This is a genomic window from Herbaspirillum sp. Her4, from assembly GCF_057961335.1.
In genome coordinates this window covers 24,483-49,592 of record NZ_CM176330.1, presented here as the reverse complement: position 1 = coordinate 49,592, position 25,110 = coordinate 24,483, and the positions used below count along the sequence as shown (strand labels likewise).

23 protein-coding genes and 1 tRNA gene are annotated in these 25,110 nt (G+C 62.2%); 11 read left to right on the top strand and 13 right to left on the bottom strand.

Annotated elements, in window-relative coordinates:
• Positions 1 to 43 precede the first annotated feature (43 nt).
• The 6 genes from ACWFUC_RS00240 to ACWFUC_RS00215 all read right to left on the bottom strand — a co-directional run bounded on the left by ACWFUC_RS00240 (position 44) and on the right by ACWFUC_RS00215 (position 5,378).
• Complete coding sequence (locus ACWFUC_RS00240) at positions 44 to 649, bottom strand: 50S ribosomal protein L25/general stress protein Ctc (protein ID WP_034335663.1); 606 nt, start codon at positions 647 to 649, stop codon at positions 44 to 46.
• A gap of 136 nt (positions 650 to 785) precedes the next feature.
• The gene (locus tag ACWFUC_RS00235) at positions 786 to 1,736 is read right to left on the bottom strand and encodes a ribose-phosphate pyrophosphokinase (protein ID WP_008332043.1); all 951 of its coding nucleotides are present in this window, start codon (positions 1,734 to 1,736) and stop codon (positions 786 to 788) included.
• Between the two features lie 130 nt (positions 1,737 to 1,866).
• Positions 1,867 to 1,943 (bottom strand) — tRNA-Gln (locus tag ACWFUC_RS00230).
• A gap of 79 nt (positions 1,944 to 2,022) precedes the next feature.
• Positions 2,023 to 2,892, bottom strand: a complete 870-nt coding sequence (ispE, locus tag ACWFUC_RS00225; RefSeq protein WP_489623784.1) for a 4-(cytidine 5'-diphospho)-2-C-methyl-D-erythritol kinase — start codon at positions 2,890 to 2,892, stop codon at positions 2,023 to 2,025.
• A 63-nt stretch (positions 2,893 to 2,955) separates the two neighbouring features.
• The gene (lolB, locus tag ACWFUC_RS00220) at positions 2,956 to 3,579 is read right to left on the bottom strand and encodes a lipoprotein insertase outer membrane protein LolB (protein ID WP_204727083.1); all 624 of its coding nucleotides are present in this window, start codon (positions 3,577 to 3,579) and stop codon (positions 2,956 to 2,958) included.
• Positions 3,576 to 5,378 carry a tetratricopeptide repeat protein gene (locus ACWFUC_RS00215; RefSeq protein ID WP_121045829.1) on the bottom strand — a complete coding sequence of 601 codons (1,803 nt, stop codon included), beginning with the start codon at positions 5,376 to 5,378 and terminating at the stop codon, positions 3,576 to 3,578. Before ACWFUC_RS00215 ends, lolB begins: the two co-directional genes overlap by 4 nt.
• 223 nt (positions 5,379 to 5,601) lie before the next feature.
• On the opposite strand from ACWFUC_RS00215, the gene mutM reads away from it, so the two are divergent.
• Together mutM and mutY are read left to right on the top strand one after the other, a co-directional pair.
• The gene (gene mutM, locus ACWFUC_RS00210; RefSeq protein ID WP_039784124.1) at positions 5,602 to 6,423 is read left to right on the top strand and encodes a bifunctional DNA-formamidopyrimidine glycosylase/DNA-(apurinic or apyrimidinic site) lyase; all 822 of its coding nucleotides are present in this window, start codon (positions 5,602 to 5,604) and stop codon (positions 6,421 to 6,423) included.
• Positions 6,420 to 7,562: an A/G-specific adenine glycosylase gene (mutY, locus tag ACWFUC_RS00205; RefSeq protein ID WP_489623783.1), complete on the top strand. Its 1,143-nt coding sequence runs from the start codon at positions 6,420 to 6,422 to the stop codon at positions 7,560 to 7,562. Before mutM ends, mutY begins: the two co-directional genes overlap by 4 nt.
• A gap of 78 nt (positions 7,563 to 7,640) precedes the next feature.
• Here mutY and rapZ read toward each other — a convergent pair whose 3' ends face one another.
• The 6 genes from rapZ to ilvA all read right to left on the bottom strand — a co-directional run bounded on the left by rapZ (position 7,641) and on the right by ilvA (position 13,853).
• A complete protein-coding gene (gene rapZ, locus ACWFUC_RS00200; protein ID WP_034330860.1) occupies positions 7,641 to 8,507 on the bottom strand; it encodes an RNase adapter RapZ in 867 nt (288 codons plus the stop codon).
• A gap of 107 nt (positions 8,508 to 8,614) precedes the next feature.
• Entirely contained in the window at positions 8,615 to 9,553 is a 939-nt protein-coding gene (gene hprK, locus ACWFUC_RS00195; RefSeq protein WP_034330851.1) for an HPr(Ser) kinase/phosphatase, read from the bottom strand.
• Between the two features lie 72 nt (positions 9,554 to 9,625).
• Positions 9,626 to 10,099 (bottom strand): PTS sugar transporter subunit IIA, encoded by a 474-nt coding sequence (locus ACWFUC_RS00190; RefSeq protein ID WP_034330862.1) that lies wholly within the window; start codon positions 10,097 to 10,099, stop codon positions 9,626 to 9,628.
• Between the two features lie 324 nt (positions 10,100 to 10,423).
• Positions 10,424 to 11,038, bottom strand: a complete 615-nt coding sequence (locus ACWFUC_RS00185) for a hypothetical protein (protein ID WP_489623782.1) — start codon at positions 11,036 to 11,038, stop codon at positions 10,424 to 10,426.
• A gap of 319 nt (positions 11,039 to 11,357) precedes the next feature.
• Positions 11,358 to 12,233, bottom strand: coding sequence for an NADPH-dependent 7-cyano-7-deazaguanine reductase QueF (queF, locus tag ACWFUC_RS00180; RefSeq protein WP_286866665.1), 876 nt, complete (start codon positions 12,231 to 12,233; stop codon positions 11,358 to 11,360).
• Between the two features lie 84 nt (positions 12,234 to 12,317).
• On the bottom strand, positions 12,318 to 13,853 hold the full coding sequence (gene ilvA, locus ACWFUC_RS00175) for a threonine ammonia-lyase, biosynthetic (protein ID WP_489623781.1): 1,536 nt from the start codon (positions 13,851 to 13,853) through the stop codon (positions 12,318 to 12,320).
• A 337-nt stretch (positions 13,854 to 14,190) separates the two neighbouring features.
• Here ilvA and ACWFUC_RS00170 point away from each other — a divergent pair, with 337 nt between their 5' ends.
• Positions 14,191 to 14,682 carry a YqaA family protein gene (locus ACWFUC_RS00170; RefSeq protein ID WP_121045834.1) on the top strand — a complete coding sequence of 164 codons (492 nt, stop codon included), beginning with the start codon at positions 14,191 to 14,193 and terminating at the stop codon, positions 14,680 to 14,682.
• 69 nt (positions 14,683 to 14,751) lie between these two features.
• On the opposite strand, the gene ACWFUC_RS00165 is transcribed toward ACWFUC_RS00170, so the two are convergent.
• A complete protein-coding gene (locus ACWFUC_RS00165; RefSeq protein ID WP_166675087.1) occupies positions 14,752 to 14,889 on the bottom strand; it encodes a hypothetical protein in 138 nt (45 codons plus the stop codon).
• A gap of 385 nt (positions 14,890 to 15,274) precedes the next feature.
• Here ACWFUC_RS00165 and ACWFUC_RS00160 point away from each other — a divergent pair, with 385 nt between their 5' ends.
• From ACWFUC_RS00160 to ubiB, 8 genes are all read left to right on the top strand, one after another.
• Complete coding sequence (locus ACWFUC_RS00160; protein WP_489623780.1) at positions 15,275 to 19,276, top strand: DUF3683 domain-containing protein; 4,002 nt, start codon at positions 15,275 to 15,277, stop codon at positions 19,274 to 19,276.
• Between the two features lie 3 nt (positions 19,277 to 19,279).
• On the top strand, positions 19,280 to 19,732 hold the full coding sequence (locus ACWFUC_RS00155; protein ID WP_286866854.1) for an HIT family protein: 453 nt from the start codon (positions 19,280 to 19,282) through the stop codon (positions 19,730 to 19,732).
• Positions 19,733 to 19,809: 77 nt separating this feature from the next.
• Entirely contained in the window at positions 19,810 to 20,235 is a 426-nt protein-coding gene (locus tag ACWFUC_RS00150; protein ID WP_039786816.1) for a gamma-butyrobetaine hydroxylase family protein, read from the top strand.
• Positions 20,213 to 20,740 (top strand): GNAT family N-acetyltransferase, encoded by a 528-nt coding sequence (locus tag ACWFUC_RS00145; protein WP_039786818.1) that lies wholly within the window; start codon positions 20,213 to 20,215, stop codon positions 20,738 to 20,740. The genes ACWFUC_RS00150 and ACWFUC_RS00145 overlap by 23 nt, the downstream gene beginning before the upstream one ends.
• An 86-nt stretch (positions 20,741 to 20,826) precedes the next feature.
• Entirely contained in the window at positions 20,827 to 21,561 is a 735-nt protein-coding gene (gene ubiE, locus ACWFUC_RS00140; RefSeq protein ID WP_039786819.1) for a bifunctional demethylmenaquinone methyltransferase/2-methoxy-6-polyprenyl-1,4-benzoquinol methylase UbiE, read from the top strand.
• Between the two features lie 128 nt (positions 21,562 to 21,689).
• Positions 21,690 to 22,664: a Tim44 domain-containing protein gene (locus ACWFUC_RS00135; protein ID WP_489623779.1), complete on the top strand. Its 975-nt coding sequence runs from the start codon at positions 21,690 to 21,692 to the stop codon at positions 22,662 to 22,664.
• 179 nt (positions 22,665 to 22,843) lie between these two features.
• Positions 22,844 to 23,458: a ubiquinone biosynthesis accessory factor UbiJ gene (locus tag ACWFUC_RS00130; RefSeq protein ID WP_286866859.1), complete on the top strand. Its 615-nt coding sequence runs from the start codon at positions 22,844 to 22,846 to the stop codon at positions 23,456 to 23,458.
• Complete coding sequence (gene ubiB / locus ACWFUC_RS00125; protein ID WP_489623778.1) at positions 23,459 to 25,033, top strand: ubiquinone biosynthesis regulatory protein kinase UbiB; 1,575 nt, start codon at positions 23,459 to 23,461, stop codon at positions 25,031 to 25,033.
• The last annotated feature ends 77 nt before the right edge of the window (positions 25,034 to 25,110 follow it).

Here is a 25,110-nt window from a genome sequence, read left to right as displayed (position 1 = left end):
CAACGCAAATTGGCGGGTTTTTTCTTGCAGCGGAAAAAGCGAATTACTTGGCTTCTTCAGCGCCGCCAGCAGCTTCACCTTCAGCGGCCACTTGACCAGCCGGCACGGTGGCGGTGGCGATGGTCAGGTTTTCCTGGGTCACGGCGGTCACGCCGTTGGGCAGCTTCAGGTCAGCCAGGTGGATCGATTGACCGACGTCCAGCTTGGCCAGGTCGACTTCGATGAACTCAGGCAGGTTCTTCGGCAGGCAGGTCACGTCCAGTTCAGCAGCCACGTGGCTGATGATGCCGCCGTGCAGCTTGACGGCCGGCGAGACTTCAGCGTTCACGAAGTGCAGGGGCACCTTGGTGTGCAGCTTCTGGGAAGCATCCACGCGTTGGAAGTCAACGTGCAGGACCAGTTGCTTGAACGCGTGGACTTGGAAGTCACGCAGCAGCACTTGCTCGACCTTGCCGTCGATTTCCAGGTCCAGGATGGACGAGTGGAAGGTTTCCTTCTTCAGGGCGTGGTACAGCGCGTTGTGGTCAACAGCGATGTTCAGCGGGGCAGCGGTGCCACCGTAGACGATACCCGGGGTTTGACCCGCGCGACGCAGGCGGCGGCTCGCTCCGGTGCCCTGTTCATTACGCGGAAAGGCGATGACTTTCATGTGATAACTCCAATGTTGGCGAGGCTCGTCGTGGAATCATTCCATGGACGGTTGCCCCGTGAGATAAATATTCCCCGCGACCAGGGAATACGAAAAAACCTCGCTGCAAAAAACGCAGCGAGGCGAATGCAAAATCTTATTCAGCAAACAGCGACATCACCGAGTCACCCTTGGTGATGCGCTTGAAGGTCTCGGCCAGCAGGTCGGCGCAGGTCAGCTGACGTACCTTCGGGCAGCCGCGTGCAGCGGGCGACAGCGGAATGGTGTCGGTGACGACCAGTTCATCCAGCGGCGAATTGGCGATGCGATCGATGGCCGGACCCGACAGCACAGGGTGCGTACAGTAAGCCACGACCTTCTTGGCGCCACGTTCCTTCAGTACTTCCGCTGCCTTGGTCAGGGTACCGGCGGTATCGACCATGTCATCCATGATGACGCAGTTGCGGCCTTCGACTTCACCGATGATGTTCATCACTTCGGAGACGTTGGCCTTCGGACGGCGCTTGTCGATGATGGCCAGGTCGCAGTTCAGGCGCTTGGCCAGCGCACGTGCGCGCACCACGCCGCCGACGTCGGGCGACACGACCAGCAGGTCGTCGTAGTTCTTGTTGACCAGGTCGCCCAGCAGGATCGGCGAAGCGTAAATGTTGTCCACCGGGATATCGAAGAAGCCCTGGATCTGGTCTGCGTGCAGATCCATGATCAGGACGCGCTCGACGCCGGCTTCCTGCAGCATGTTGGCCACGACCTTGGCCGAGATGGCCACACGCGCCGAACGCGGGCGGCGGTCCTGGCGGGCATAGCCGAAGTAGGGGATGGCGGCGGTGATGCGACCAGCCGATGCGCGCTTCAGGGCATCGACCATGATCATGATTTCCATCAGGTTGTCATTGGTCGGTGCGCAGGTGGACTGCAGCACGAAGACGTCCTTGCCGCGAACGTTTTCATTGATCTCGACCATCACTTCGCCGTCGGAGAACTTGGAAACGTTGGCCTTGCCCAGCGGGATACCGAGTTTCTCAGCGACGCCGCGCGCCAGTTCGGGGTTGGCGTTGCCCGTAAAAACCATCAGGTTCTCAAGTGCCATGTGGGTATCCCTGAATGCAATCGTTAAAAAGTCGAAAAGCCGACAATGCTTGACTTGTTCGGTCTCACATTGACGGCTTATTTTTCTGACTGGACCCGGGCCTGATCAAACAAGGCCTGTCCGAATTAAATGGCAGGGGAACAAGGATTCGAACCTTGGAATGCCGGAATCAAAATCCGGTGCCTTAACCAGCTTGGCGATTCCCCTACGCAACTTGCTGTTTGCCGTGCCGGCGCGCTCATCATCAGGCGCTGCGTCTTCGTCAAACCAATTCTCTAATTCTCTATTACGACTGCACTAAATGGGCGAGAGGATGTTCCTGCATCGCTTTGGCTTTCCAGCCGATCCAGCGCGAAGGCAATTGCTTGAGCACTTCGTCTGCCTGATGTTCGTGTTCGAATGCACTAAACACACAAGCGCCAGATCCGGTCATCCTCGCACTCCCGAATTTGCCCAGCCACTCGACTGCTGCTGCCACTTCGGGGAAATGTGCGGTTGCCACCATTTCCAGATCGTTTTTCCCGAAGCTGGAAGCAACTTGTTTCGTCGCATCAGGAAAGTCCGTTATTCTGATTGGTTTCGTATCCCTTGTCAACAACTTTGATGAAAAAATTATTGAAGTTGGAACAGATACGCCCGGTTCGATCACCACATACCAGCAATCTGCGGTACGCAGTGCCGACAATTCTTCACCCACACCTTCGGCGAATGCATTGCGGCCGAACAGGAAGAAGGGAACATCAGCACCCAGCTTCAGGCCCATCTCCATCAGCGAGGCGCGATTGTATCCGCATTTCCATAAATGATTCAAGACCAATAATGTCGTTGCTGCATCGGAGGAGCCGCCACCGACCCCGCCACCCATCGGCAGCACCTTGTGCACGGTGATGTCGGCACCCGGTTGCGGCCGGCCGCTGGCCTCGCGCAGCAGGTGCGCGGCGCGGATCACCAGGTCCGATGCCTCAGGCACGCCGGGGACCTCATTGGTACGGCGGATCTGCCCGTCCTCGCGCAGGCTGAAATCGAGCGTGTCGCAGCGGTCGATCAACTGGAAGGCTGATTGCAGCAGGTGATAGCCATCCGGGCGGCGGCCGGTCACGTGCAGGAACAGGTTGAGCTTGGCCGGCGCCGGGCAGGCGGTGAGGGTGATGGTCATGCGCAGTACGAATTCTTCAGTTGTGGATCAAACGCGGTGCAGGGTCAGCCATCAGGCATTCCATCAAGGCTTCTTCCAGCCATCGATGGCGATGCGGATCGCCACCTTGCCGGCCTGCGTCGTGCTGCGGGTGAGGTCGATGCGTTTGGGGCGCGTCTGGCCGCTGGCGGCATCGCTTTCCCAGTTGGCATAGGTCACGCGCCAGCCATCGCGGGTGGTGAAGCTGGCATCGTTCTCGCCAGCCTTGGCCACGAAGGGCTTGCCGCTGGCATCGATGCCGCTGCCCTGCAGCCACTGGCGCATGCCCGAGACCGGCAGCGGCCAGCCCAGCGATTGCGCGGCCAGGGCATCCACATCGGCCGCCACCTGCGGTGCGCGGCCTGACTGCACCAGCGTGGCGATCCCGGGCTTGACGTTGATGGTGGCCACCGTCTGGCCCAGCGGCGAGAACATCTCCAGGTTCAGCTCCTGCGCAGTCTGCTTCCAGAAGAAGCTGCCATGCAGCGATTGCGGACGATCATCCTGCTCGTACTGCACCGAGATGCGGCCATCGATCTCGATGCTGGACTGGTAAGCCGGTGCGGTGGCGTCCGGTGCCACGGCATCCTGCGACACCGTGGCGCAACCGCCGAGCAGAGCGGCCAGGCAGAGGGCAGCAGCCCCCGGGAAAGCGCGTGTTTTGCTCATAACTTCACATTGAGACGCGACAGCGTGCTTTTCAGGACTTCATTGTTGGGTTCCTTGAGGCTCACTTCGCGCCAGACCTTGCGGGCTTCGTCCTGCTTGCCATTGGTCCACAGGACTTCGCCCAGGTGCACGCCGATCTCCACATCGGGGCGCAGGCCATAGGCGCGGCGCATCTGGGTTTCGGCCTGTTCGGCGCGGCCCATGCGGAACAGCACCCAGCCCAAGCTGTCTGCAATGAAAGGATCTTCCGGGGCCAGGTCGGCCGCCTTCTGGATCAGTTCCAGCGCTTCCGGCAGGCGGATGTTGCGATCGGCCAGCGAATAGCCCAGCGCGTTGTACGCGTGCTGGTTGCCCGGTGCCAGCTGCATCACGCGGCGCAGCGACTTTTCCATCTCGTCGAACTTGCCCAGCTTTTCCAGGACCATGGAGTAGTCGTAGAGCAGGTCGGTATTGTTGGGGAAGCGCTGCAGGCCGCCCTTGAGCACGTCGGCCGCTTCCTGGTTGCGGTTGGCATCGCGCAGCAGGCTCGATTCGGCCAGCAGCAATTGCAGCTGCTCGCCATCGTTGGTCGATTCGGCTTGCGCATCTTCCAGCGCCTTGCGCGCGCCTTCGATGTCGTTCTTGCGGGCCAGCAATTGGGCGCGGCGGACCTGGATGTTCAGATAGCCTTCGGTGCCGGGCTCAGCCTGATCGAGATAGCGCAGGGCCGAATCCAGATCGCGGCGCTCCTCGGCGATGCGCGAGAGCAGCAGCAGGGCCTGGCTGGGATCGCGGTCTTCCTCGGGCTGGGCCGAGAGCACCTGCAGGTAGCGCTGCAGATAGTATTCGGCATCCTTCAACTGGTCGGTCTGGGCCGACAGTACGCCCAGCGCGAAGAGGGTGGTGGCGTCTTCGCCGTCTTCCTTCAGCAGGGTCTCGAACTGGGTGCGGGCCAGCTTGAAGTCCTTCTGCTCGACCAGGCTGCGGGCATAGGCCACGCGTACTTCACGCGCATCCGGATACTTGCGCAGGAAATCGGTCACCAGTTTGGTCGCATCCTTGTTGTTGGAGGCAACCTGGGCGGCGGTGAGCACGGCCAGTTCCGAATCGGGCTTGATCTTCATGGCCGCGGCGGCTTCGCGCTGGGCGGTGGCGCCATCGCCCATGCCGAAGGCACCCTGGGCCAGGGCCAGATGGGTTTCCATCAGGTCGCCATAAGGCTTGCTGATGTTTTGCAGGATGGTATAGCTGGCCTGCTTGTCCTTGGCCCGCGCCAGCAGACGCTGGATCTGCAGCAGCATCGGTCCGCGCGCCTGCGGGGCGGCATCGGCCAGGCGCTGGGTGAGCAGCGGTTCGATTTCGTCGACGCTGTCCGAGAGCATGATCAGGCCCAGATAATTCTGCAGGGCTTCATCCGAATGCGGTGCCAGTTCGGTCCACAGGCGTACCGCCACCAGCGCTTCGCCGGCCTGGCGCGCGGCCACGGCCATCTCGGCGGCGCGCTTGGCCAGGCGCGGGTCACGCGTCTGCTGGGCGGCGGCCAGCATGGTCACGTAGGCCGATTGCCATTGGCCGCGCTGGAAGGCGATCTCGGCTGTCAGCACTTTGTAAAGGATGTCCTCGCTCAGCTCCATGGCCGGCAGCGCGTCTTCCTGCTGCTGGACCTTGGCCTTGGGGGCTTTCTTGCGGTTGGCCGGCTTGGAGGAAGCCGTCTTCTGGTCAGTGGCCGCCTGGGCGTTCGCCTTGTCGCCGGGCTGCTGGAAGCTCGCGCAGGCAGTCAGCAGCAGGGAACTGGTGAGGAGGGCGATGGTTTTTTTCAAGATGTCATCCTGACGATTCGGAGAGGTTCGATTTTACGCGCAACAACCGTGGCGTTGCTGACGGCATTGAGACTGACGATGCTACGGATAACGCAGTGTAATCCATCTTTGACAAGCGTCTGTCCCGAGGTTGCACACGCGGCTTCAGGTCTTGATTTCAGCAAGTGCATTATCATATGCAGCTTCCTGCTCGTCCTCCCGGATCACCGCGATCCGCAAGCCCATGCCTGAATTACCAGAAGTCGAAGTCACCCGCCGCGGGGTCGCGCCCCATTTGGAAGGGCGCACCGTCAGCGGCGTCGTGCTGCGTCATACCGGCCTGCGCTGGCCTTTCCCCGAGGGCTTGCACACCCTGCTGGCCGGGCGCGTGATCCGCAGCACAGGGCGACGCGGCAAATATCTGCTGATCCATTTCGACCATGGCACGCTCATCGTGCACTTGGGCATGTCCGGCCACCTGCGCATCCTGCCGCCGGGCATCGCGCCACAGAAGCACGACCACTTCGACCTCGAAGTCGGCGGCCAGGTCATGCGCATGACCGACCCGCGCCGCTTCGGTGCCATCCTGTGGCATGACCTCAGCGACGGCGACATCGAAGAGCACCTGCTGCTGCGCAGCCTGGGGCTGGAGCCGCTGGAAGACAAGTTCAGCGCGCGCGAGCTGTTCAACCAGACGCGCGGCCGCAGCGCGCCCATCAAGCAGGTGCTGCTGGCGGGCGACATCGTGGTCGGGGTCGGCAACATCTATGCGTCGGAAAGCCTGTTCAAGGCCCGCATCAATCCCAAGACCCCGGCGTACAAGATCAGTCTGGCGCGCTATGAGCGCCTGGCCGAAGCCATCCGCGAGACGCTGGCCGCCGCCATCGAGCAGGGTGGCAGCACGCTGCGCGACTTCATTGCAGTCAACGGTCAGTCGGGTTACTTCCAGCAGAATTATTTCGTCTACAACCGTACCGGCGAGCCCTGCCGCATCTGCGCGGCACCGATCCGCCAGATCAAGCAGGGCCAGCGCTCCACCTTCTACTGCGTGAGCTGCCAGAAATGAAGGGACTTGTCGAATCGCGCCGCAAGAAGGCGTCCACCGCCGAGAACGCGGGCGCGCAGTATGAAGATCCCTCCTTTTCGGCGGAGGTCATCGCCTGGCAGAAGCAGCATGGCCGTCACAAGCTGCCTTGGCAGAACACGCGCGATGCCTATCGCGTGTGGCTCTCCGAGATCATGCTGCAGCAGACGCAGGTTGCTGCCGTGATTCCGTATTACCAGCGCTTCCTGGAGCGCTGTCCGGATGTCTTCGCGCTGGCCGCCGCCCCCTCTGAGGACGTGATGGCGCTGTGGAGCGGCCTGGGTTACTACACGCGCGCGCGCAACCTGCACAAGTGTGCGCAGCGGGTGGTGGCTGAATACGGTGGCCGCTTCCCGGACGATCCGGCGCTGCTGGCCGACCTGCCCGGCATCGGGCGTTCAACTGCAGCTGCCATCGCCGCCTTTTCCTATGGACGCCGCGCGGCCATCCTCGACGGCAACGTCAAGCGCGTCTTTGCGCGCGTGTTCGGAGTGGATGGCTATCCCGGTGCCAAGCCGGTCGAAGACCAGCTGTGGCTGCGCGCGGTGGCCCTGCTCCCGGAAGAGGATATCGAGTCCTACACCCAAGGCCTGATGGACCTGGGCGCGACGCTGTGCGTGCGCGGCAAGCCGGCTTGCACACGCTGTCCGCTGGCCGGACGCTGCGTGGCGCTGGCCGAGGATCGCGTGGCCGAACTGCCGGTGAGCAAACCGAAGAAAGCCGTGCCGGAAAAGGAAACGGTGATGCTGGTCATCACCCAGGGCGAGGATGTGCTGCTGGAGCAGCGCCCCGACAGCGGCATCTGGGGCGGCCTGCTGTCCCTGCCGGAAATCGGCGTGGGCAATGCCGAGCACTTCGACATTGCCGTTCGCACCCTGGTGGCACCCTATGGCGAACTGGATGGATGCCGCAAGCTGCAACCGTTCTCGCACGTCTTCACGCACTTCAAGCTGCATGTGGCACCGTTCCAGGTTGCCCTGAAGAGCCGTAGCCATCGCATCGCCGAAGGCGGGCTGGTGTGGTATCCGGCGCGCAAGCTGGCCGATGCGCCCTTGCCGGCACCGGTCAAGAAACTCTTGCTGGGGGTCTTGCGGGCGGACGATCTGCTGGCCAGTGCCTGAACAGTTCACCTGACAGTTGCGGGTCTCACACCTGACACTTCAAGTCCCCGCACCTGACACTTCGGAAGCGCGCACCTGTCAGTTCAGCTGGCGATGCCTGCACACCACCTGTTCAGTGGCGCGGAAATGGCTGGCCAGTTGCTCAGCCAGATAGACTGAACGATGCTGGCCACCGGTGCAGCCGATGGCCACGGTGAGATAGCTGCGGTTGTCGTTCTTGAAGGAGGGCAGCCACTTTTCGACGAAGCCGCGGATGTCGTTGTACATCTCGGCCACTTCCGGATAGGCCACCAGGAACTCGATCACCGGTGCATCGCGTCCGGTCAGCGGGCGCAGTTCGGCGTCATAGTGCGGATTGGGCAGCATGCGCACGTCGAACACCAGGTCGGCATCCAGCGGCAGGCCGTGCTTGAAGCCGAAGGATTCGATGAGCAGGGTCAGCGGCGAGCGTTCCAGATCCACCAGGTCCTTGATCCAGCGGCGCAGCTTGTTGGAGCTGAGCTGCGAGGTATCCATGACCAGGCCGATGTCCTGCAGGTCGCCCAGCATCTCCTTTTCCAGCGCGATGCACTCGGTCAGGGTCAGGCGGTCCGATGAGGTCGGGCGGCCCGGCAGCAGGCGGTGCGACAGCGGATGGCTGCGGCGCGTCTCGGAGAAGCGGGTGATGAGGGTTTCGTCGGAGGCGGTCAGGAAGAACACCTTGACGTCATGGCCATCGGCGCGCAACTGCTCGATGTCGGTGCGCAGCGTGGCCAGTGAATCGGCACTGCGGGCATCGGTGGCCACGGCCAGCATGCTTGCACCTTCCTTGATGCGGGTCTGCACCAGGTCGCACAGCAGGGAGGGCGGGAGATTGTCGACGCAGAAATAGCCGGCGTCTTCCAGCACGTGAAGTGCTACCGATTTGCCGGAGCCGGAAATGCCGGTGATCAGAACGATTCGCATGGCGGAATCATAACGCATCACCCGTGCCTGCGTGGCGGCACGGGTAGGCCAACGCGCCACCGAAAGTTTTCCCGACGAGCGGGAAAATTGCGTCCGGCTTGTCCGGCTTATTCGCCGTTCATGGCGCGCCGCTGGCGTTCGATGAATTCCTTGAGGGTATCGATGCCGCGCAGTTGCAGGATGGTGTTGCGCACGGCGGCTTCCAGCAGCACCGCGATGTTGCGGCCGGCCGCCACGGGAATGACCACCTTGCGGATCGGCAGGCCCAGCACTTCTTCATATTGCGCATCCAGCGGCAGGCGTTCGTAGTTTTCTTCCAGCGTGCTGCGGCGGACCAGGTGGACGATGAGCTTCAGGCGCATCTTGCGGCGCACGGCGGTCTCGCCAAAGATGGCCTTGATGTCCAGCAGACCCAAGCCGCGCACTTCCAGCAGGTTGGCCAACAGCGGCGGGCAGCGGCCCTCGATCATGTTGGGCGCGATGCGCGCGAACTCCACCGCGTCATCGGCCACCAGGCCGTGGCTGCGCGAGATCAGTTCAAGACCCAGTTCGCTCTTGCCCAGTCCCGATTCACCGGTGATCAACACGCCCACGCCCAGCACGTCCATGAACACGCCGTGCATGGTGATCTGCTGGGCCAGTTTCTTGGAGAGATACACGCGCAGATAATCGATCACCTGCGCGGCCGGCAGCGGCGTGGAAAACAGCGGGATGTTCTTTTCATCGCACACCGCCAGGATATCGGGCGGGGTCGACAGGCCCTGCGCGATGATGAACGCAGGAGGCTCGCCGGCCACCAGTTCGGCGGTCTGGTAGGCGCGCGAAGTGTTGGAGAGGCGGTTGTAGTACTCGATTTCCTGATGGCCGAAGACCTGCAGGCGGCCGGGGTGGATCAGGTTCAGGTGGCCGACCTGGTCGGAGGCCGAGACGGCATCGCCCGAGATCAGGCGCTCGCCGCCGGGGAAGCCGGCGAACCAGCCCAGTTGCAGGGATTCACGGTTTTCTTCGTACAGCTGCTGAATCGACAACGCGGAATAATTGGGCATGGAGATCCGGATCTGCTCACAGAATAGGGTGCGGAATTGCCGCCGGCTTGGTGCAGCCTGATTGTGCCGGCCTCAGCCGGCTTTTTCCATCGAGGTCTGCCAGGTCACGATGCGGGCATGCACCACGGCAGGGTCGGACTCGACGGTGAGTTCATTGCGGAAGGCATCGTCGGAAAACATCTCGGCGATTTCCGAGAGGATTTCCAGATGCTGCTGCGTCACGTTGTCGGGAATGAGCAGGAACACCAGCAGCTTGACCGGTTGACCATCGGGCGACTCGAAGGGAATCGGTGCGGCCAGGCGCATGAACAGCGCCAGCGGCGCCTTCAGGCCCTTGATGCGGCCGTGCGGCACGGCCACGCCATGCCCCAGTCCGGTCGAACCCAGACGCTCTCGTGCGAACAGGTTTTCGGAAACGGTGGAGCGCGCGATGCCGCTGTTGTTTTCGAAGGTCAGGCCGGCTTGTTCGAAAGCTCTTTTTTTGCTGGACACTTCCAGATCCAGAACCACGTTTTCTGGAGACAGGATTTTTGCGAGATTAGTCATGACGCTCAAGGAATTGCTACGGACTGAAGCTTTGAGCAGGATTATAGGCTTCTTTGCCGATGCCGGAGGGCTTTGAAAGCGCTGAACAGGAGGGGATTTCGGGAAGAAAACCCCGAATTGCCACGAGTTTCATACGAAAGATCGATGATCGTTGGCAACAAGTTGCCGCAAGGGATATCACGCCGTGATGGTTGGCGATGATGTGTGACGATCTGTGGAAAAAAGCGCGGCAGGAAAGGGCGGCTCATCTGTTGCCCGGTCACATCGGCCCGGACGAATGCCGCAAAGCAGACCCGCCGGCATGCACCGGCGGGCTGAAGAGCATTACATCTCGATGCGGCCGAAGATCAGCAGCACGTCGCCATTGTTCTTGTTGGCCGACAGGCGCGGCACGTAGGCGAACATGATCTTGGCCTTCTGCGTACCGATGGAGGCCAGCGGCAGCGGTACCGGGAAGGGGATGCTGTTGAAGTAATCCTGGCGGCTCATCAGCATGGCCGTGCCGCCCAGGCCCAGTTCCAGCCCGGTCTTGGCGATCGGGAATACCCATTCATAGGCATAGCCGGCCATGTACTGCGGATGGCGGTGCGAATCCTTGATCACGAAGCCGTACAGGGATTCATCATTGCCCTGCTCGTTGCGCAGGGTCTTGCCGTAACCGGCACCCCAGGCATGTTCGTTGAGTTCATTGAGTTTGTCGCGGCTGTAGGTGCTGCGGCCGTGGTGCGCCACGCCGGACAGGTAGATGGCGTCATCGCCCTGGTTCCAGATCCTGGAGGCGTGGTCCTTGGTTTGCTGCCAGAGGCTGTACTGGTTGTCTTCGGCGTGGGCGGCAGGGGCCAGGGCCAAGGTGACGGCTGAGACGAGGGCGGCTTTGCGCAATATCGCGCCAAAAGTGAAGGTTTCGGCCTGGCACCGGAGCTGGGTGGTGGTTTTCATGGTTGTTATTGAAGGGAAAAGCAAAAAAACGCGACGGCAAGTGGGTAAGCGAGGGGATGTGCAGGCGGCTCGGTGACCACGGAACAGGCAAAAGGCGAGTCGCCGGCCAGCTCATCCACAGCTTGTGTGGACTGCCATCGTGGCAAAAATATCCCGCTAGGTGGATCTTGCTGAAGCGCAAGATGTTACCAAATCATGGCGGCCATGGCTGTCCCCACGGGACAACGACACCGCTGGTCGCAAGATTTTGTAACAATTTGCTGACACTCCGTGGTGTTGGCACCACGGAGAACAGCCTGCAGGGATGAATTGTCGACGCTTACTGGCGCGCGTTGCGCAGTTGCGAAGGCGGCTTGGCGCTGGAGAAATTGCTGCGCCAGGGATTGATGTCCAGTCCGCCGCGCCGCGTGTAGCGAGCGTAGACCGCCAGCTTCTGCGGTTTGCAGTGGCGCAGGATGTCGGTGAAGATGCGTTCCACGCATTGCTCGTGGAATTCATTGTGTTCGCGGAAGCCGATGATGTACTTCAGCAGCCGTTCCTGGTCGATGGGCGCGCCCACGTACTGGATCTGCACGCTGCCCCAATCGGGCTGGCTGGTCACCGGGCAGTTGGACTTGAGCAGGTGCGACACCAGGGTTTCTTCCACCGTGGCTTCGTCGGTATTGGCACGCAGCAGGCTGCCGTCGGGATGGGCCGCGCCGGTGGCCGGTTCGATTTCCACATCGAGCCGGTCCAGCAGCAGGCCCGAGAGTTCACCAAACTGCATCTGCCCGAACTGCGAGGATTCGGTCAGCGTCACCTGCACGCTGGCACCGGCGGCGGCCGAGAGGTCGGTGCGCATCTTGTCGATCAACTGGTCGGCGCTTTCCAGACGCTCCTGATTGAAGGAATTCAAGTACAGCTTGAAGGACTTCGACTCGATGATGTTGGGCGAATCGGCCGGCACCATGAAGGTGGCGATGGCGATCTGGGGTTTGCCGCGCAGGTTCAGCCAGGAGATTTCATAAGCCGTCCACAGGTCCACGCCGAAGAAGGGCAGGGTGCCGCTGATCTGCAATTCGGCGCGCTTGGGCGCGCGCGGAATTGGGAACAGCAGGCTCGGATCGTAATGCGTCGGATATTCCGAGCTCTTGCCCAGGGGAGAACTTTCCGGCGAATGGCCGACGGTGGATGCGGGCGGGTTGGTGTGGTCCATATGAATACTCCTGCGGTGCTGCGGGTGACGTTCTGTGATGTTGCCGCCGCGCGCAGTTGAAATGGCGCGCGGCGTCGGCCTTGATCAGCCGAGGAAGAGCTTGTACAGCGGGTTCCTGGTTTCGTCCCAGTGGCGATAGCCCAGCTGGGCCAGGAACGCGCGGAATTCCTTCATTTCCTTCTTCGGCACTTGCACACCGATCAGGATGCGGCCGACATCGCCGCCCTGGTTGCGGTAGTGGAACAGGCTGATGTTCCAGCCCGGGTTCATGCTGGAAAGGAACTTCATCAACGCGCCCGGACGTTCCGGGAATTCGAAGCGATACAGCAGTTCATCGCCCGCCAGTTCACTCTTGCCGCCCACCAGGTGACGGATGTGGACCTTGGCCAGTTCATCATGGGTCAGGTCCAGCACGCCAAAGCCTGCCTTCTCGAAATTGCGCGCGATCTTGCCTGCTTCATCCGCTGCCGATACCTGGATACCGACGAACACATGGGCCGCCTTGGCGTCGCTGATGCGGTAGTTGAATTCGGTGACGTTGCGCGGGCCGACCGTTTCGCAGAAGCGTCGGAAGCTGCCGCGTTCTTCGGGAATGGTGACGGCGAAGACCGCTTCACGGGCCTCGCCGTTGTCCGCCATTTCGGCCACGAAGCGCAGGCGGTCGAAGTTCATGTTGGCACCGCAGGCGATGGTGATCAAGGACTCGCCCTTGATCGGCTTCTTGCTGGCCTTGGCACGTTCCACATAGGCCTTGGCACCGGCCACGGCCAGCGCGCCGGCGGGTTCGACGATGCTGCGGGTGTCCTGGAAGATGTCCTTGATGGCGGTGCAGACGGCATCGGTGTCGACGATGATGACTTCGTCTACCAGCTCCTTGGCGATGCGGAAGGTTTCTTCACCTACCAGCTTGACCGCCGTGCCATCCGAGAACAGGCCCACGTCCGGCAGGGCCACGCGGCGGCCGGCTTTCAGGCTGCGCGCCATGGCGTCGGAGTCGGTGGTCTGTACGCCGATGATCTTGATGTCCGGCCGCACTGCCTTGACGTAGGAGGCCACGCCCGCGATCAGGCCGCCACCGCCGATGGCCACGAAGATGGCGTGGATCGGTTCCGGGTGCTGGCGCAGGATTTCCATGCCCACCGTGCCTTGGCCGGCGATCACGTAAGGATCGTCGAAGGGGTGGACGAAGGTCAGCTTCTGCTTCTTTTCCAGCGTCAAGGCGTGTTCGTAGGCATCGGTGAAGGAGTCGCCAAAGAGCACCACTTCACCGCCGCGCGCCTTGACGGCATCGATCTTCACCTGCGGGGTGGTGGTGGGCATGACGATCACGGCGCGGCAGCCCAGGCGGGCTGCGGAGAGCGCCACGCCCTGGGCGTGGTTGCCGGCCGAGGCGCAGATGACGCCGCGCTTCAGTTGCGCCGGCGTCAGGTGGGCCATCTTGTTGTAGGCGCCGCGCAGCTTGAAGCTGAACACGCTCTGCATGTCTTCACGCTTGAAGTAAATTCGATTATCAATCCTTTGCGACAGCGTATTCGCCAGTTCCAGCGGGGTTTCTTGGGCGACGTCGTAGACGCGGGCGGTCAGGATCTTTTTCAGATAATCGTTACTCATGTTGGTCATCAATGAAGTGAAGTCAGGCGAGCAGCAGCGGGTTCAGGCGCGGTCATATCGCATTCAGGGTAAAAGGAATCAAGGCTGGGTAAGCCGCTGGGGATTTCCTCCTGGGCCGGGCCGGCAGGTCACCGGTCCGGGCCAGGGGAACTGGACATTATAAGGGAGCCGGCCAAGGCGACGCCAAGCTTGGCGTGTCTGATGCCGGAGATGAATCTTTCTTCACTTCTTGAATTCAGGCCCGGCGGCACCAGCTAGAATGCACGCTGCGCCACCCGACCGGCTTGACGGGTGGCAAGTTTTCCTCCTGGCTGCGGCCAGCCGATTTCATCTACCTGCCTCCTGCATGATCGAATCCGCCGTCCTCTGGCTGCTCAATATCCTCGCCATTCCTACCGTCGGCCTGACCTCGGTGTTCCTGATCAGCTTCATTTCGGCCACCCTGCTGCCGCTGGGTTCTGAACCGGCGGTGTTTGCCGTCATCAAGGCCAGTCCGGAGATGTTCTGGCCGGTGATCCTGGTGGCCACCTTCGGCAACACCCTGGGCGGTATCGTCGACTACTGGATGGGCTATGGGGCCAAGCAGGCCTTCGCCAAGGAGCGCTCCTCGCGCTGGTTCCACTGGCTGGAGCGTTTCGGTGCCAAGACCATGCTGCTGGCCTGGCTGCCCGGTATCGGCGATCCCATCTGCACCCTGGCCGGCTGGCTGCGGCTGCCGTTCTGGCCTTCGGTGTTCTATATGGCCATCGGCAAGTTCATCCGCTACGTGCTCATGACCTGGCTGCTGCTGAACGTGCCGGATGGCTTCTGGCACAAGCTGGGCAGCTGGCTGGCGTAAATTCCTGAAAAGATGAAGCAAAACGGCGCCGCAAGGGCGCCGTGGCAGGGTTTCCGGGAGGCAGGTGAATCATCCTGCCAAAGTCGGCACCAGGTTCTCGACCAGGCGGATCGCCAGGAAGGTCGCCGTCACACCCAGCACGGCCAGGTGGCGGGTCTTGAGCTTCATGGTCAGGCCCGTGTCTTCGTTGAGGATGGCGGTATGCATGGTGATCTCCTTGTAGCGTCGTCGCGGCCCGGTCAGGCCTTGCATTGGGCATAGTCGGCCAGGGTAATGGCCAGGTTTTCCAGGAATTCGGTCATCAGGGTTTGCAACATGGGGCCTCCTTGGCGGGATGGGTCAGGGCATGTCCCTGATGGCTGAGTAGTTGAGATGGATTATAGATTTTAGCAATCGATTTTTAGAAATTGATTGTTATTATGAATCCAATTGGTAGAGGCTATTGCCGCGCTGCTCGCTGCAAACGTCGCCGATCCGCCGCACAAGGTCTCTCAAAGCTCATGCAAGCGCGCCCAAAACCCGGGTCGGGCCATCGCGAGTTTTGCCAATAGGCTAAAATGCACCTCCGGCAGCAGATTTACCTCATACATCGATGAACGCCCCCGCACAGATCCAGGCTTTGCTTACAGACGCGCCGCATGGCGCAGCGACACCGCGCTTGCGCGAAATCCCTTACAACTACACTTCCTTCTCCGATCGCGAGATCGTGATCCGGTTGTTGGGCGAAGCCTCCTGGTCCCTGCTGGACGAGCTGCGCGGCAAGCGCCAGACCGGCCGTTCGGCGCGCATGCTGTATGAAGTGTTGGGCGATATCTGGGTGGTCCGCCGCAATCCCTATCTGCAGGACGACCTGCTGGACAACCCCAAGCGCCGCGCCGCCCTGATCGAGGCGCTGAACCATCGCCTGAGCGAAGTCGACAAGCGCCGCCTGGCCACCGACCTGGCCGAATCCGGCGACGCCGAGGCCCAGCGCCGCAGCGCCAGCGTGGAAGCCTTGCTGAAGGCCGCCCGCAAGGCCATCGGCGATTTCGCCGAAGAATTCCGCCAGACCTATGACCTGCGCAAGCGCGCCACCAAGGTACTGGGCCGCTATACCGCCAAGGACAACATCAAGTTCGATGGCCTCTCGCGCGTCTCCCACGTGACCGACGCCACCGACTGGCGCGTCGAGTACCCCTTCGTGGTGCTGACCCCGGACAGCGAAGACGAGATGGCCGGCCTTGTCAAGGCCTGTATCGAACTGGGCCTGACCATCATCCCGCGCGGCGGCGGCACCGGCTACACCGGTGGCGCCATTCCGCTGACGCCCATGTCGGCCGTCATCAATACCGAAAAACTGGAACAGCTGGGCGCGGTCGAGATGGAAATCCTGCCCGGCCTGGACAAGCCCTACGCCACCATCTATTCGGGTGCCGGCGTGGTCACCAAGCGCGTCTCGGATGCGGCTGAGAAGGCCGGCTTCGTCTTCGCGGTGGACCCGACCTCGGCCGAAGCCTCCTGCATCGGCGGCAACGTCGCCATGAACGCAGGCGGCAAGAAGGCCGTGCTGTGGGGCACCGCTCTGGACAACCTGGCCAGCTGGCGCATGGTGGATCCGCAGGGTGACTGGCTGGAAGTGACCCGCCTGGACCACAACCTGGGCAAGATCCACGATGTCGAAGTGGCACGCTTCAAGCTGGAGTGGTCGCATCCCGGCGAAAAGGGCCAGAAGACCGAAGTCTTCAAGACCGAGATCCTGGAAATCTCCGGCAAGAAATTCCGCAAGGAAGGCCTGGGCAAGGACGTCACCGACAAGTTCCTCTCGGGCCTGCCCGGCGTGCAGAAGGAAGGCTGTGACGGCCTGATCACTTCGGCCCGCTGGATCCTGCACAAGATGCCCAAGCAGACCCGCACGGTCTGCCTGGAATTCTTCGGCCAGGCGCGCGATGCGATTCCCTCGATCGTCGAAATCAAGGATTACCTCGACGCCGAAACCAAAAAGGGCGGCGCCATCCTGGCCGGCCTGGAACACCTGGACGAGCGCTACCTGCGCGCGGTCGGCTATGCCACCAAGTCCAAGCGCGGCGTGCTGCCCAAGATGGTGTTGATCGGCGACATCGTCGGCGATGACGAGAATGCCGTGGCCGCTGCCGCGTCGGAAGTCATCCGCATGGCCAACAACCGTGTGGGCGAAGGCTTCGTGGCCGTGAGCCCGGAAGCGCGCAAGAAATTCTGGCTGGACCGTTCGCGCACGGCGGCCATCGCCAAGCACACCAATGCCTTCAAGATCAATGAAGACGTGGTGATCCCGCTGAACCGCATGGGCGAATACACCGACGGCATCGAGCGCATCAACATCGAGCTGTCGATCAAGAACAAGCTGCAACTGCTGGCCGAACTGGACAGCTTCTTCGTCAAGGGCAACCTGCCGCTGGGCAAGAGCGACGACGCCGAGGGTGACGACATCCCCGCCGCCGAAATGCTGGAAGACCGCGTCCACCAGGCCGAGAGCCTGCTCGAACAGACCCACGCACGCTGGTCCTACCTGCTGGCCAACCTGGACAAGCCGCTGGATGAAGCCAAGGGAGAACTGGCCGCACTGGGCCTGGAAAAGATGCTGCCGGTGTTTGAGCAGCGCCTGATCGACCAGCCCGAAGCCGCCGTCTTCCACGTGGTGCAGGACCGCACCGTGCGCATCTCCTGGAAGCAGGAAGTGCGGGCGCAACTGCGCCAGATCTTCTCGGGCGCGGCCTTCAAGCTGATCCTGGAAGAATGCCAGGCCATCCACAAGCGCGTGCTGCGCGGCCGCGTCTTCGTGGCCCTGCACATGCACGCGGGTGATGGCAACGTGCACACCAACATCCCGGTCAATTCCGACCACTACGAAATGCTGCAGGATGCCCACGTCGCCGTGGCGCGCATCATGAAGTTGGCGCGTTCGCTCAATGGCGTGATCTCGGGCGAGCACGGCATCGGCATCACCAAGCTGGAATTCCTGACCGAAGACGAGATCGGCGAATTCCGCGAATACAAGAAGCGCGTGGACCCGGAAGGCCGCTTCAACAAGGGCAAACTCCTGAACCTGCCCGGCATGGAAGCCGACCTGTCCAATGCCTACACGCCGTCGTTCGGTTTGATGGGCCACGAGTCGCTGATCATGCAGCAGAGCGACATCGGTGCCATTGCCAGCAGCGTCAAGGACTGCCTGCGCTGCGGCAAGTGCAAGCCGGTCTGCTCGACCCACGTGCCGCGCGCCAACCTGCTGTACTCGCCGCGCAACAAGATTCTGGCGACCTCGCTGCTGGTGGAAGCCTTCCTCTATGAAGAGCAGACCCGCCGCGGCGTCTCCATCAAGCATTGGGAAGAGTTCGAGGACGTGGCCGACCACTGCACGGTGTGCCACAAGTGCGTCACGCCTTGCCCGGTCGATATCGACTTCGGCGATGTCTCGATGAACATGCGCAACCTGCTGCGCAAGATGGGCAAGAAGTCCTTCAATGCCGGCACCAATGCGGCCATGTTCTTCCTCAATGCCACCGACCCGGCCACCATCAACGCCACCCGCAAGGTGATGACGCAGTGGGGCTTCAAGGCGCAGCGCCTGGGCAATGACCTGTTGAAGAAGTTTGCCAAGAAGCAGACCCAGAAACCTGCAGCCACCGTCGGCAAGGCGCCGATCAAGGAGCAGGTGATCCACTTCATCAACAAGAAGATGCCGGGCAACCTGCCCAAGAAGACCGCCCGCGCGCTGCTCGATATCGAGGATGACAAGATCGTCCCCATCATCCGCAACCCCAAGACCACCACGGCCGATACGGAAGCGGTGTTCTATTTCCCCGGCTGCGGCTCGGAGCGCCTGTTCTCGCAGGTCGGCCTGGCCACGCAAGCGATGCTGTGGAACGTGGGCGTGCAGACCGTGCTGCCGCCGGGCTACCTGTGCTGCGGTTATCCGCAACGTGGTACCGGCGACTTCGAAAAGGGCGAGAAGATCATCACCGACAACCGCGTGCTGTTCCATCGCATGGCCAATACGCTGAACTACCTCGACATCAAGACCGTCGTGGTGTCCTGCGGTACCTGCTACGACCAGCTGCAGGGCTATGAATTCGAGAAGATCTTCCCCGGCTGCCGCATCATCGACATCCACGAATACCTGCTGGAAAAGGGCGTCAAGCTGGAAGGCGTGACCGGTACCCGCTACATGTACCACGACCCCTGCCACAGCCCGATGAAGCAGCAGGATCCATTGAAGACCGTCAACTCGCTCATCACCACGGTGGACGCGCAGAAGATCGAAAAGAACGATCGCTGCTGCGGCGAGTCGGGTACCTTCGGTGTGTCGCGTCCGGATGTCTCGACCCAGGTCCGCTTCCGCAAGGAAGAGGAAATGAAGAAGGGCAGCGACAAGGTCCGCGCCGATGGCTTCACCGGCGACATCAAGATTCTGACCTCCTGCCCGTCCTGCTTCCAGGGCCTGTCGCGCTACAACGAGGATGCCGGCACCACCGCCGACTACATCGTGGTGGAAATGGCGCGTCACCTGCTGGGCGAAAACTGGATGCCGGAATACGTCGAGCGCGCCAACAATGGCGGCATCGAACGTATCCTGGTGTAAGCCATGAGTGCCTCCGTGGTTCCCGCTTGCGAGCTGTGTGCCGGCGATGGTGGCGAGGTGCTGTGGCAGCATCCCGCGTTTCGCGTGGTGCTGGTCGATGAGGCCGATTATCCGGGCTTCTGCCGGGTGATCTGCCATGCGCACGTGAAGGAAATGACCGACCTCGCCCCGGCCCAGCGCACCCTGCTGGCCAATGCGGTGTGGGCGGTCGAGGCCGCCCAGCGCGAAGTGATGCAGCCCGAGAAGGTCAACCTGGCCACGCTGGGCAACATGACGCCGCACGTGCATTGGCATGTGATCCCGCGCTTCACCGATGATCGCCATTTCCCCAGCCCGGTCTGGGCCGAGCCGCGCCGTGCGGCCGATGAGGCCTCGCTGGCCGCACGCCGTGCACTGCTGCCGCAGTTGCGCGAGGCAGTGCGCCGGCATCTCGATGCGGCCGGCCTGACGGCCTGATGCCGGCAGCAGCCCGGCGCGCGGTGACGCCGCCGGGCGCGATGTTTCTACTCACCAATTTCAACAAGGGAGAGCCCATGAGCGCCCCGTCTTCTCCGGTTCCGGTGTCCTTCAAGGTACGCAAGCTCTCGCGCGTGGTCGAAGTCGAGTTCGATGACGGCGTGATGTTTTCCCTGCCCTTTGAACTGATGCGCGTTCTGTCGCCCTCGGCCGAAGTGCGCGGCCACGGACCGGGCCAGGAAGTGCTGCAGACCGGCAAGCGCGATGTCGAGATCCACGGCATCGAACCGGTCGGCAACTATGGCGTCAAACCGCTGTTCTCGGACGGCCACGCCAGCGGCATCTTCACTTGGGATTACCTCTACCAGCTCGGCCGTGACCAGGCTGCCCTGTGGGAAGCCTACCTGCAGAAACTGGAAGCGGCCGGCTTCACCCGTGAAAGCGGGCGCGATCACCAGCCCGTCGAAGGAGGCAACGCGCATGCCTGCGGCCATCATCACTGAGCAACCAGGCTGGCTCATCCGTGCCGCGCGTCCTGAGGATGCCGAGGGCGTCACTACCTTGGTGAACCTGCCGGGTTTCCGTTTCGGCACCCTGCGCCTGCCTTATCAGACACTGGAGCAGACCCGCCACTGGCTGAGTACCGGCGTCAACGGCGTCAACGGCGGCCTGCATCTGCTGGCCTTGCTGGATGACCAGGTAATCGGCCAGGCCAGCCTGCATCGTTCGGCCGGCAGGCGCGCGCACGCGGCCGGTATCGGCATGGGCGTGCACGATGCATATTGCGGGCAGGGTGTGGGCAAGGCGCTGCTGGCCGAGCTGGTGCAGGCCGCCGATCAGTGGCTGGACATTCGCCGGCTGGAACTGACCGTATTCGCCGACAATGCGGCCGCGATCGCGCTTTACAGCAAGCTCGGCTTCGAAGTGGAAGGTACCTACCGCAAATATGCCTTCCGTGAGGGCCGCTACGTGGACGCCTTGTCGATGGCCCGGCTGCGCGAGCGCTGATACGCATCAAGACCTGCCACGGCAGCAAGCAAGCCCAAGCCGGATGCTCCCCTTATAATGTCGTCTTCATCGTTACAGGCCCAGCCATGACCAACACCACCCACTTCGGTTACGAAACCGTCAAAGAAGAAGAAAAGGTCCGCAAGGTCGCGGAAGTGTTCCACTCCGTCGCTGCCAAGTACGACGTGATGAACGACTTCATGTCGGCGGGCCTGCATCGCATCTGGAAAGCCTTCACCATCGCCCAGGCCGGCGTGCGTCCGGGCTTCAAGGTGCTCGACATCGCCGGCGGTACCGGTGACCTCTCCAAGGTCTTCGCCAAGCAGGCAGGTCCGAGCGGCGAAGTCTGGCTTACCGACATCAACGAATCCATGCTGCGCGTGGGCCGCGACCGTCTGCTCAACAAGGGCATCGTCACCCCGACCATGCTGTGCGATGCCGAGAAGCTGCCCTTCCCGGACAATTATTTTGACCGCGTCTCGGTGGCCTTCGGCCTGCGCAACATGACCCACAAGGATGCCGCCCTGGCCGAGATGCGCCGCGTGCTGAAACCCGGTGGCAAGCTGCTGGTGCTGGAATTCTCCAAGGTCTGGGAACCGCTGAAGAAGCCCTATGACGTCTATTCCTTCTCGGTCCTGCCGTGGCTGGGCAAGAAGGTCGCCAACGATGCCGACAGTTATCGCTATCTGGCCGAGTCGATCCGCATGCATCCCGACCAGGAAACCCTGAAGCAGATGATGGAACAGGCCGGCCTGGACCGCGTGCAGTATTTCAACCTGACCGCCGGTGTGGCTGCGCTGCATACGGGCATTAAGATGTGATTAATGCTGGGCGCGCCAGCATTAAGGCTGGCTTAATTCTGCCCGGCGACAATGATGGCTCCGATGTGGCGGCTTGCTTTTCCCTCGGCCCGCTCGCCACTTCGTCATCATCCACAAGAGGCAAGCCCATGAAAAAAATATTCCTCGCACTGCTGCTGGCGATCACTTCGCTCTCCCTCATCATGTCGCCCGCCGAGGCCAAGCGCCTGGGTGGCGGTGGTTCCTTCGGCAAGCAATCCTCCAATTACTCGCGCCAGGCGGCCCCCTCTGCGCCGTCTTCGCCGTCCTATAGCCAGCCTTCCCGTCCTGCCGCACCGGCCGCCGCGCCGCAAAGCGCTCCCATGCCCAAGCCCGCCAGTCCCTGGCGCAATGTGCTGGGCGGTGCACTGCTGGGCTTCGGCCTCGGTGCGCTGATGTCGCACTTCGGGATCGGTGGCGCGCTCGGCAGCATGCTGGGTTCGCTGCTGACCATCGCGCTGCTGTGCGCGGCGGTGATCTTCCTGATCCGTCTGTTTGCCCGTGGCCGTGAAGCGCAGAACAACAATCCGGCCTATGCCACACCGATGCCGGGCGTGAGCCCCATCGGCAGCGCTGCCGGTGCCACCCCGGAAATCGGTTCCGGCCTGCGCGACATCAATCCGCCGCCGGCGGTCCCGCACGCGCCCCCTGCCGCCCTGCAAGGCAATGGCTACGGCGGCACGGCCCAGCCGGCGCAGATCCAGCAATGGGGCATCCCCGAAGGCTTTGATACGGCCGGATTCGTGCGCAATGCCAAGACTTATTTCATCCGCCTGCAGGCGGCGTGGGATCGCGCCGACGTCAACGACATCCGTGAATTCACCACGCCCGAGATGTTCGCCGAACTGCGCATGCAGCTGACCGAACGTGGCGCAGCGCCCAATGCCACCGATGTCGTGCAGCTCGACGCGCAACTGCTGGGCATCGAGACCATGGCCTTCGATTACCTGGCCACGGTGCGCTTCCAGGGTCTCATCAAGGAAGCGCCGGATGCCTCGGCCGAACCCTTCGCCGAGATCTGGAATCTCTCCAAGCCGCTCAACGGCAGCGGCGGCTGGGTGCTGGCGGGTATCCAGCAAGTCTGATGCAGGTACAAGGCGCGCTGGATCAAGCCCGCCGCAGTGCCTGAACCTTGCCAGTGCGCCAAGCTGGTACACTTGAAACCGCCCGGCTTTTGCGGGCGGTTTTGTTTTGGCGGAGGGAATTCTTTCTGCTCCGGCGTACTCAACCTGTAGTCCTCCGATCCACCCCGATTCTGGAATCCATGTCCGTGCTGCCCGATCCGTCCACTCTTGTCTCCGGCCTCGACCCGATGAAACCTGCCGCTGCGGTGATCAATCACCTGCTGGCCCAGGAACCGTGGGCGCGCGACACCCTCATGGCCCACGCCGGCAAGGTCGCCTGCATCGATACCGGCGTCATGCAATTGCGCCTGAAGGTGACCGGCGATGGCTACCTGCAGGAGGTGCCGGCCGATGCGCTGGCCAATGTCACCATCCGCCTGAAGCTGTCCGACCTGCCGCTGATTGCCGCCAACCGCGAGCGCGCCGTCTCTTACGTCAAGCTGGAGGGCGATGCCGATTTCGCCAATGCGATTTCGCAACTGAGCCAGAAGCTGCGCTGGGATGCCGAGGATGATCTCTCCCGCGTGGTCGGCGATGTTGCTGCGACCCGTATCGTCTCCGGCGCGCGTGGCCTGTTCGAAGCCGCCCGCACCACGCAGCGCAAGCTGACCGAAAACCTTGCCGAGTATTTCCTGGAAGAACAACCGATGCTGATCCGCCCCCGCCAGTTGCAGGATTTTTCCGCCGACGTCGTGCGCCTGCGCGATGACCTGGAACGCCTGTCCAAGCGCATCGAGAAACTGGAGCGTCGTTAAATGCTGCTGCGTTCCATGCGTCTGCTCAAGATCATCCGTGTCGCCATTCTCTACGGCCTGGATGAAATCATCGCCTCCGAATTTGCGCCGCCGCGCATCGCCCGCATCATCAACCGCATCTTCTTCTGGCGCGACCTGACTGCGCCGCGCGGTGAGCGCCTGCGTCGCGCGCTGGAGGATCTCGGTCCCATCTTCATCAAGTTTGGCCAGGTGCTCTCGACCCGGCGCGACCTGATGCCGCCCGATATCGCCAATGAACTGACGCTGCTGCAGGACCGCGTGCCGCCCTTCGATTCGGAACTTGCGGTCAAGCAGATCGAGAAGTCGCTGGGCGCGCATCCGGACCAGCTCTTCGCCAGCTTCGAGCGCACCCCGGTGGCCTCGGCCTCGATTGCGCAGGTCCACTTCGCCACCCTGAAGGATGGCAAGGAAGTGGCCGTCAAGGTGCTGCGTCCCGGCATGCGCGACGTCATCGATCACGACATCGGCCTCATGCACGTGGCCGCCGACTGGCTGGAACGCCTGTGGGCCGATGGACGTCGCTTGAAGGCCAAGGAAGTCGTGGGCGAGTTCGACAAGTACCTGCACGACGAGCTGGACCTCATGCGCGAAGCGGCCAATGCCAGCCAGCTGCGCCGCAACTTCGCCGAGTCCACGCTGCTGATGGTGCCGGAGATGTATTGGGATTATTGTTCATCCTCGGTCATCGTGATGGAGCGCATGTACGGCATCCCGATCTCGCAGACCGAGCGCCTGCGCGCCGAAGGGGTCGACCTGTCCAAGCTCTCGCGCGATGGCGTGGAGATTTTCTTCACCCAGGTGTTTCGCGATGGCTTCTTCCACGCCGACATGCACCCCGGCAACATCCTGGTGTCGGTGGCCCCGGAAACCTTCGGCCGCTACATCGCGCTGGACTTCGGCATCGTCGGCACGCTCAACGATTACGACAAGGATTACCTGTCGCAGAATTTCCTGGCCTTCTTCCGCCGCGACTACAAGCGCGTGGCCGAGGCCCACATCGAATCCGGATGGGCGCCCAAGGAAACCCGCGTCGATGAACTCGAAGCGGCCGTGCGTGCCTGCTGCGAACCGATTTTCGACCGTCCGCTGAAGGACATCTCCTTCGGCCAGGTGCTGCTGCGCCTGTTCCAGACCTCGCGCCGTTTCAACGTGGAAGTGCAGCCGCAACTGGTGTTGCTGCAGAAGACGCTGCTCAACGTTGAAGGCCTGGGCCGCCAGCTCGATCCGGACCTGGACCTGTGGAAGACCGCCAAGCCCTACCTGGAGCGCTGGATGAGCGAGCAGATCGGCTGGCGCGGTTTCGTCGAACAGCTGAAGGTGGAAGTGCCGCGTTACAGCCGCCTGCTGCCGGAGCTGCCGCGCCTGGCGCACCAGGCGCTGACGCGCTACACCGAAGGCGAGAACCAGCCGCAGAACACCGAGCTGATCCGCAAGCTGCTGGCCGAGCAGCGGCGCACCAACATGCTGCTGGGTGTGATCGTTTATTTCGGGGGCGGACTCATTGGCGGCATCATCGTGATTCAGGTGCTGATGCACTTCCTGAAGTTCTATTGATGTAAATGATTTAAATCATTTAGATGATTTGGATGATTTAGATAGTTTGGTTAATTTGGTAACTATCTAAAACTGTC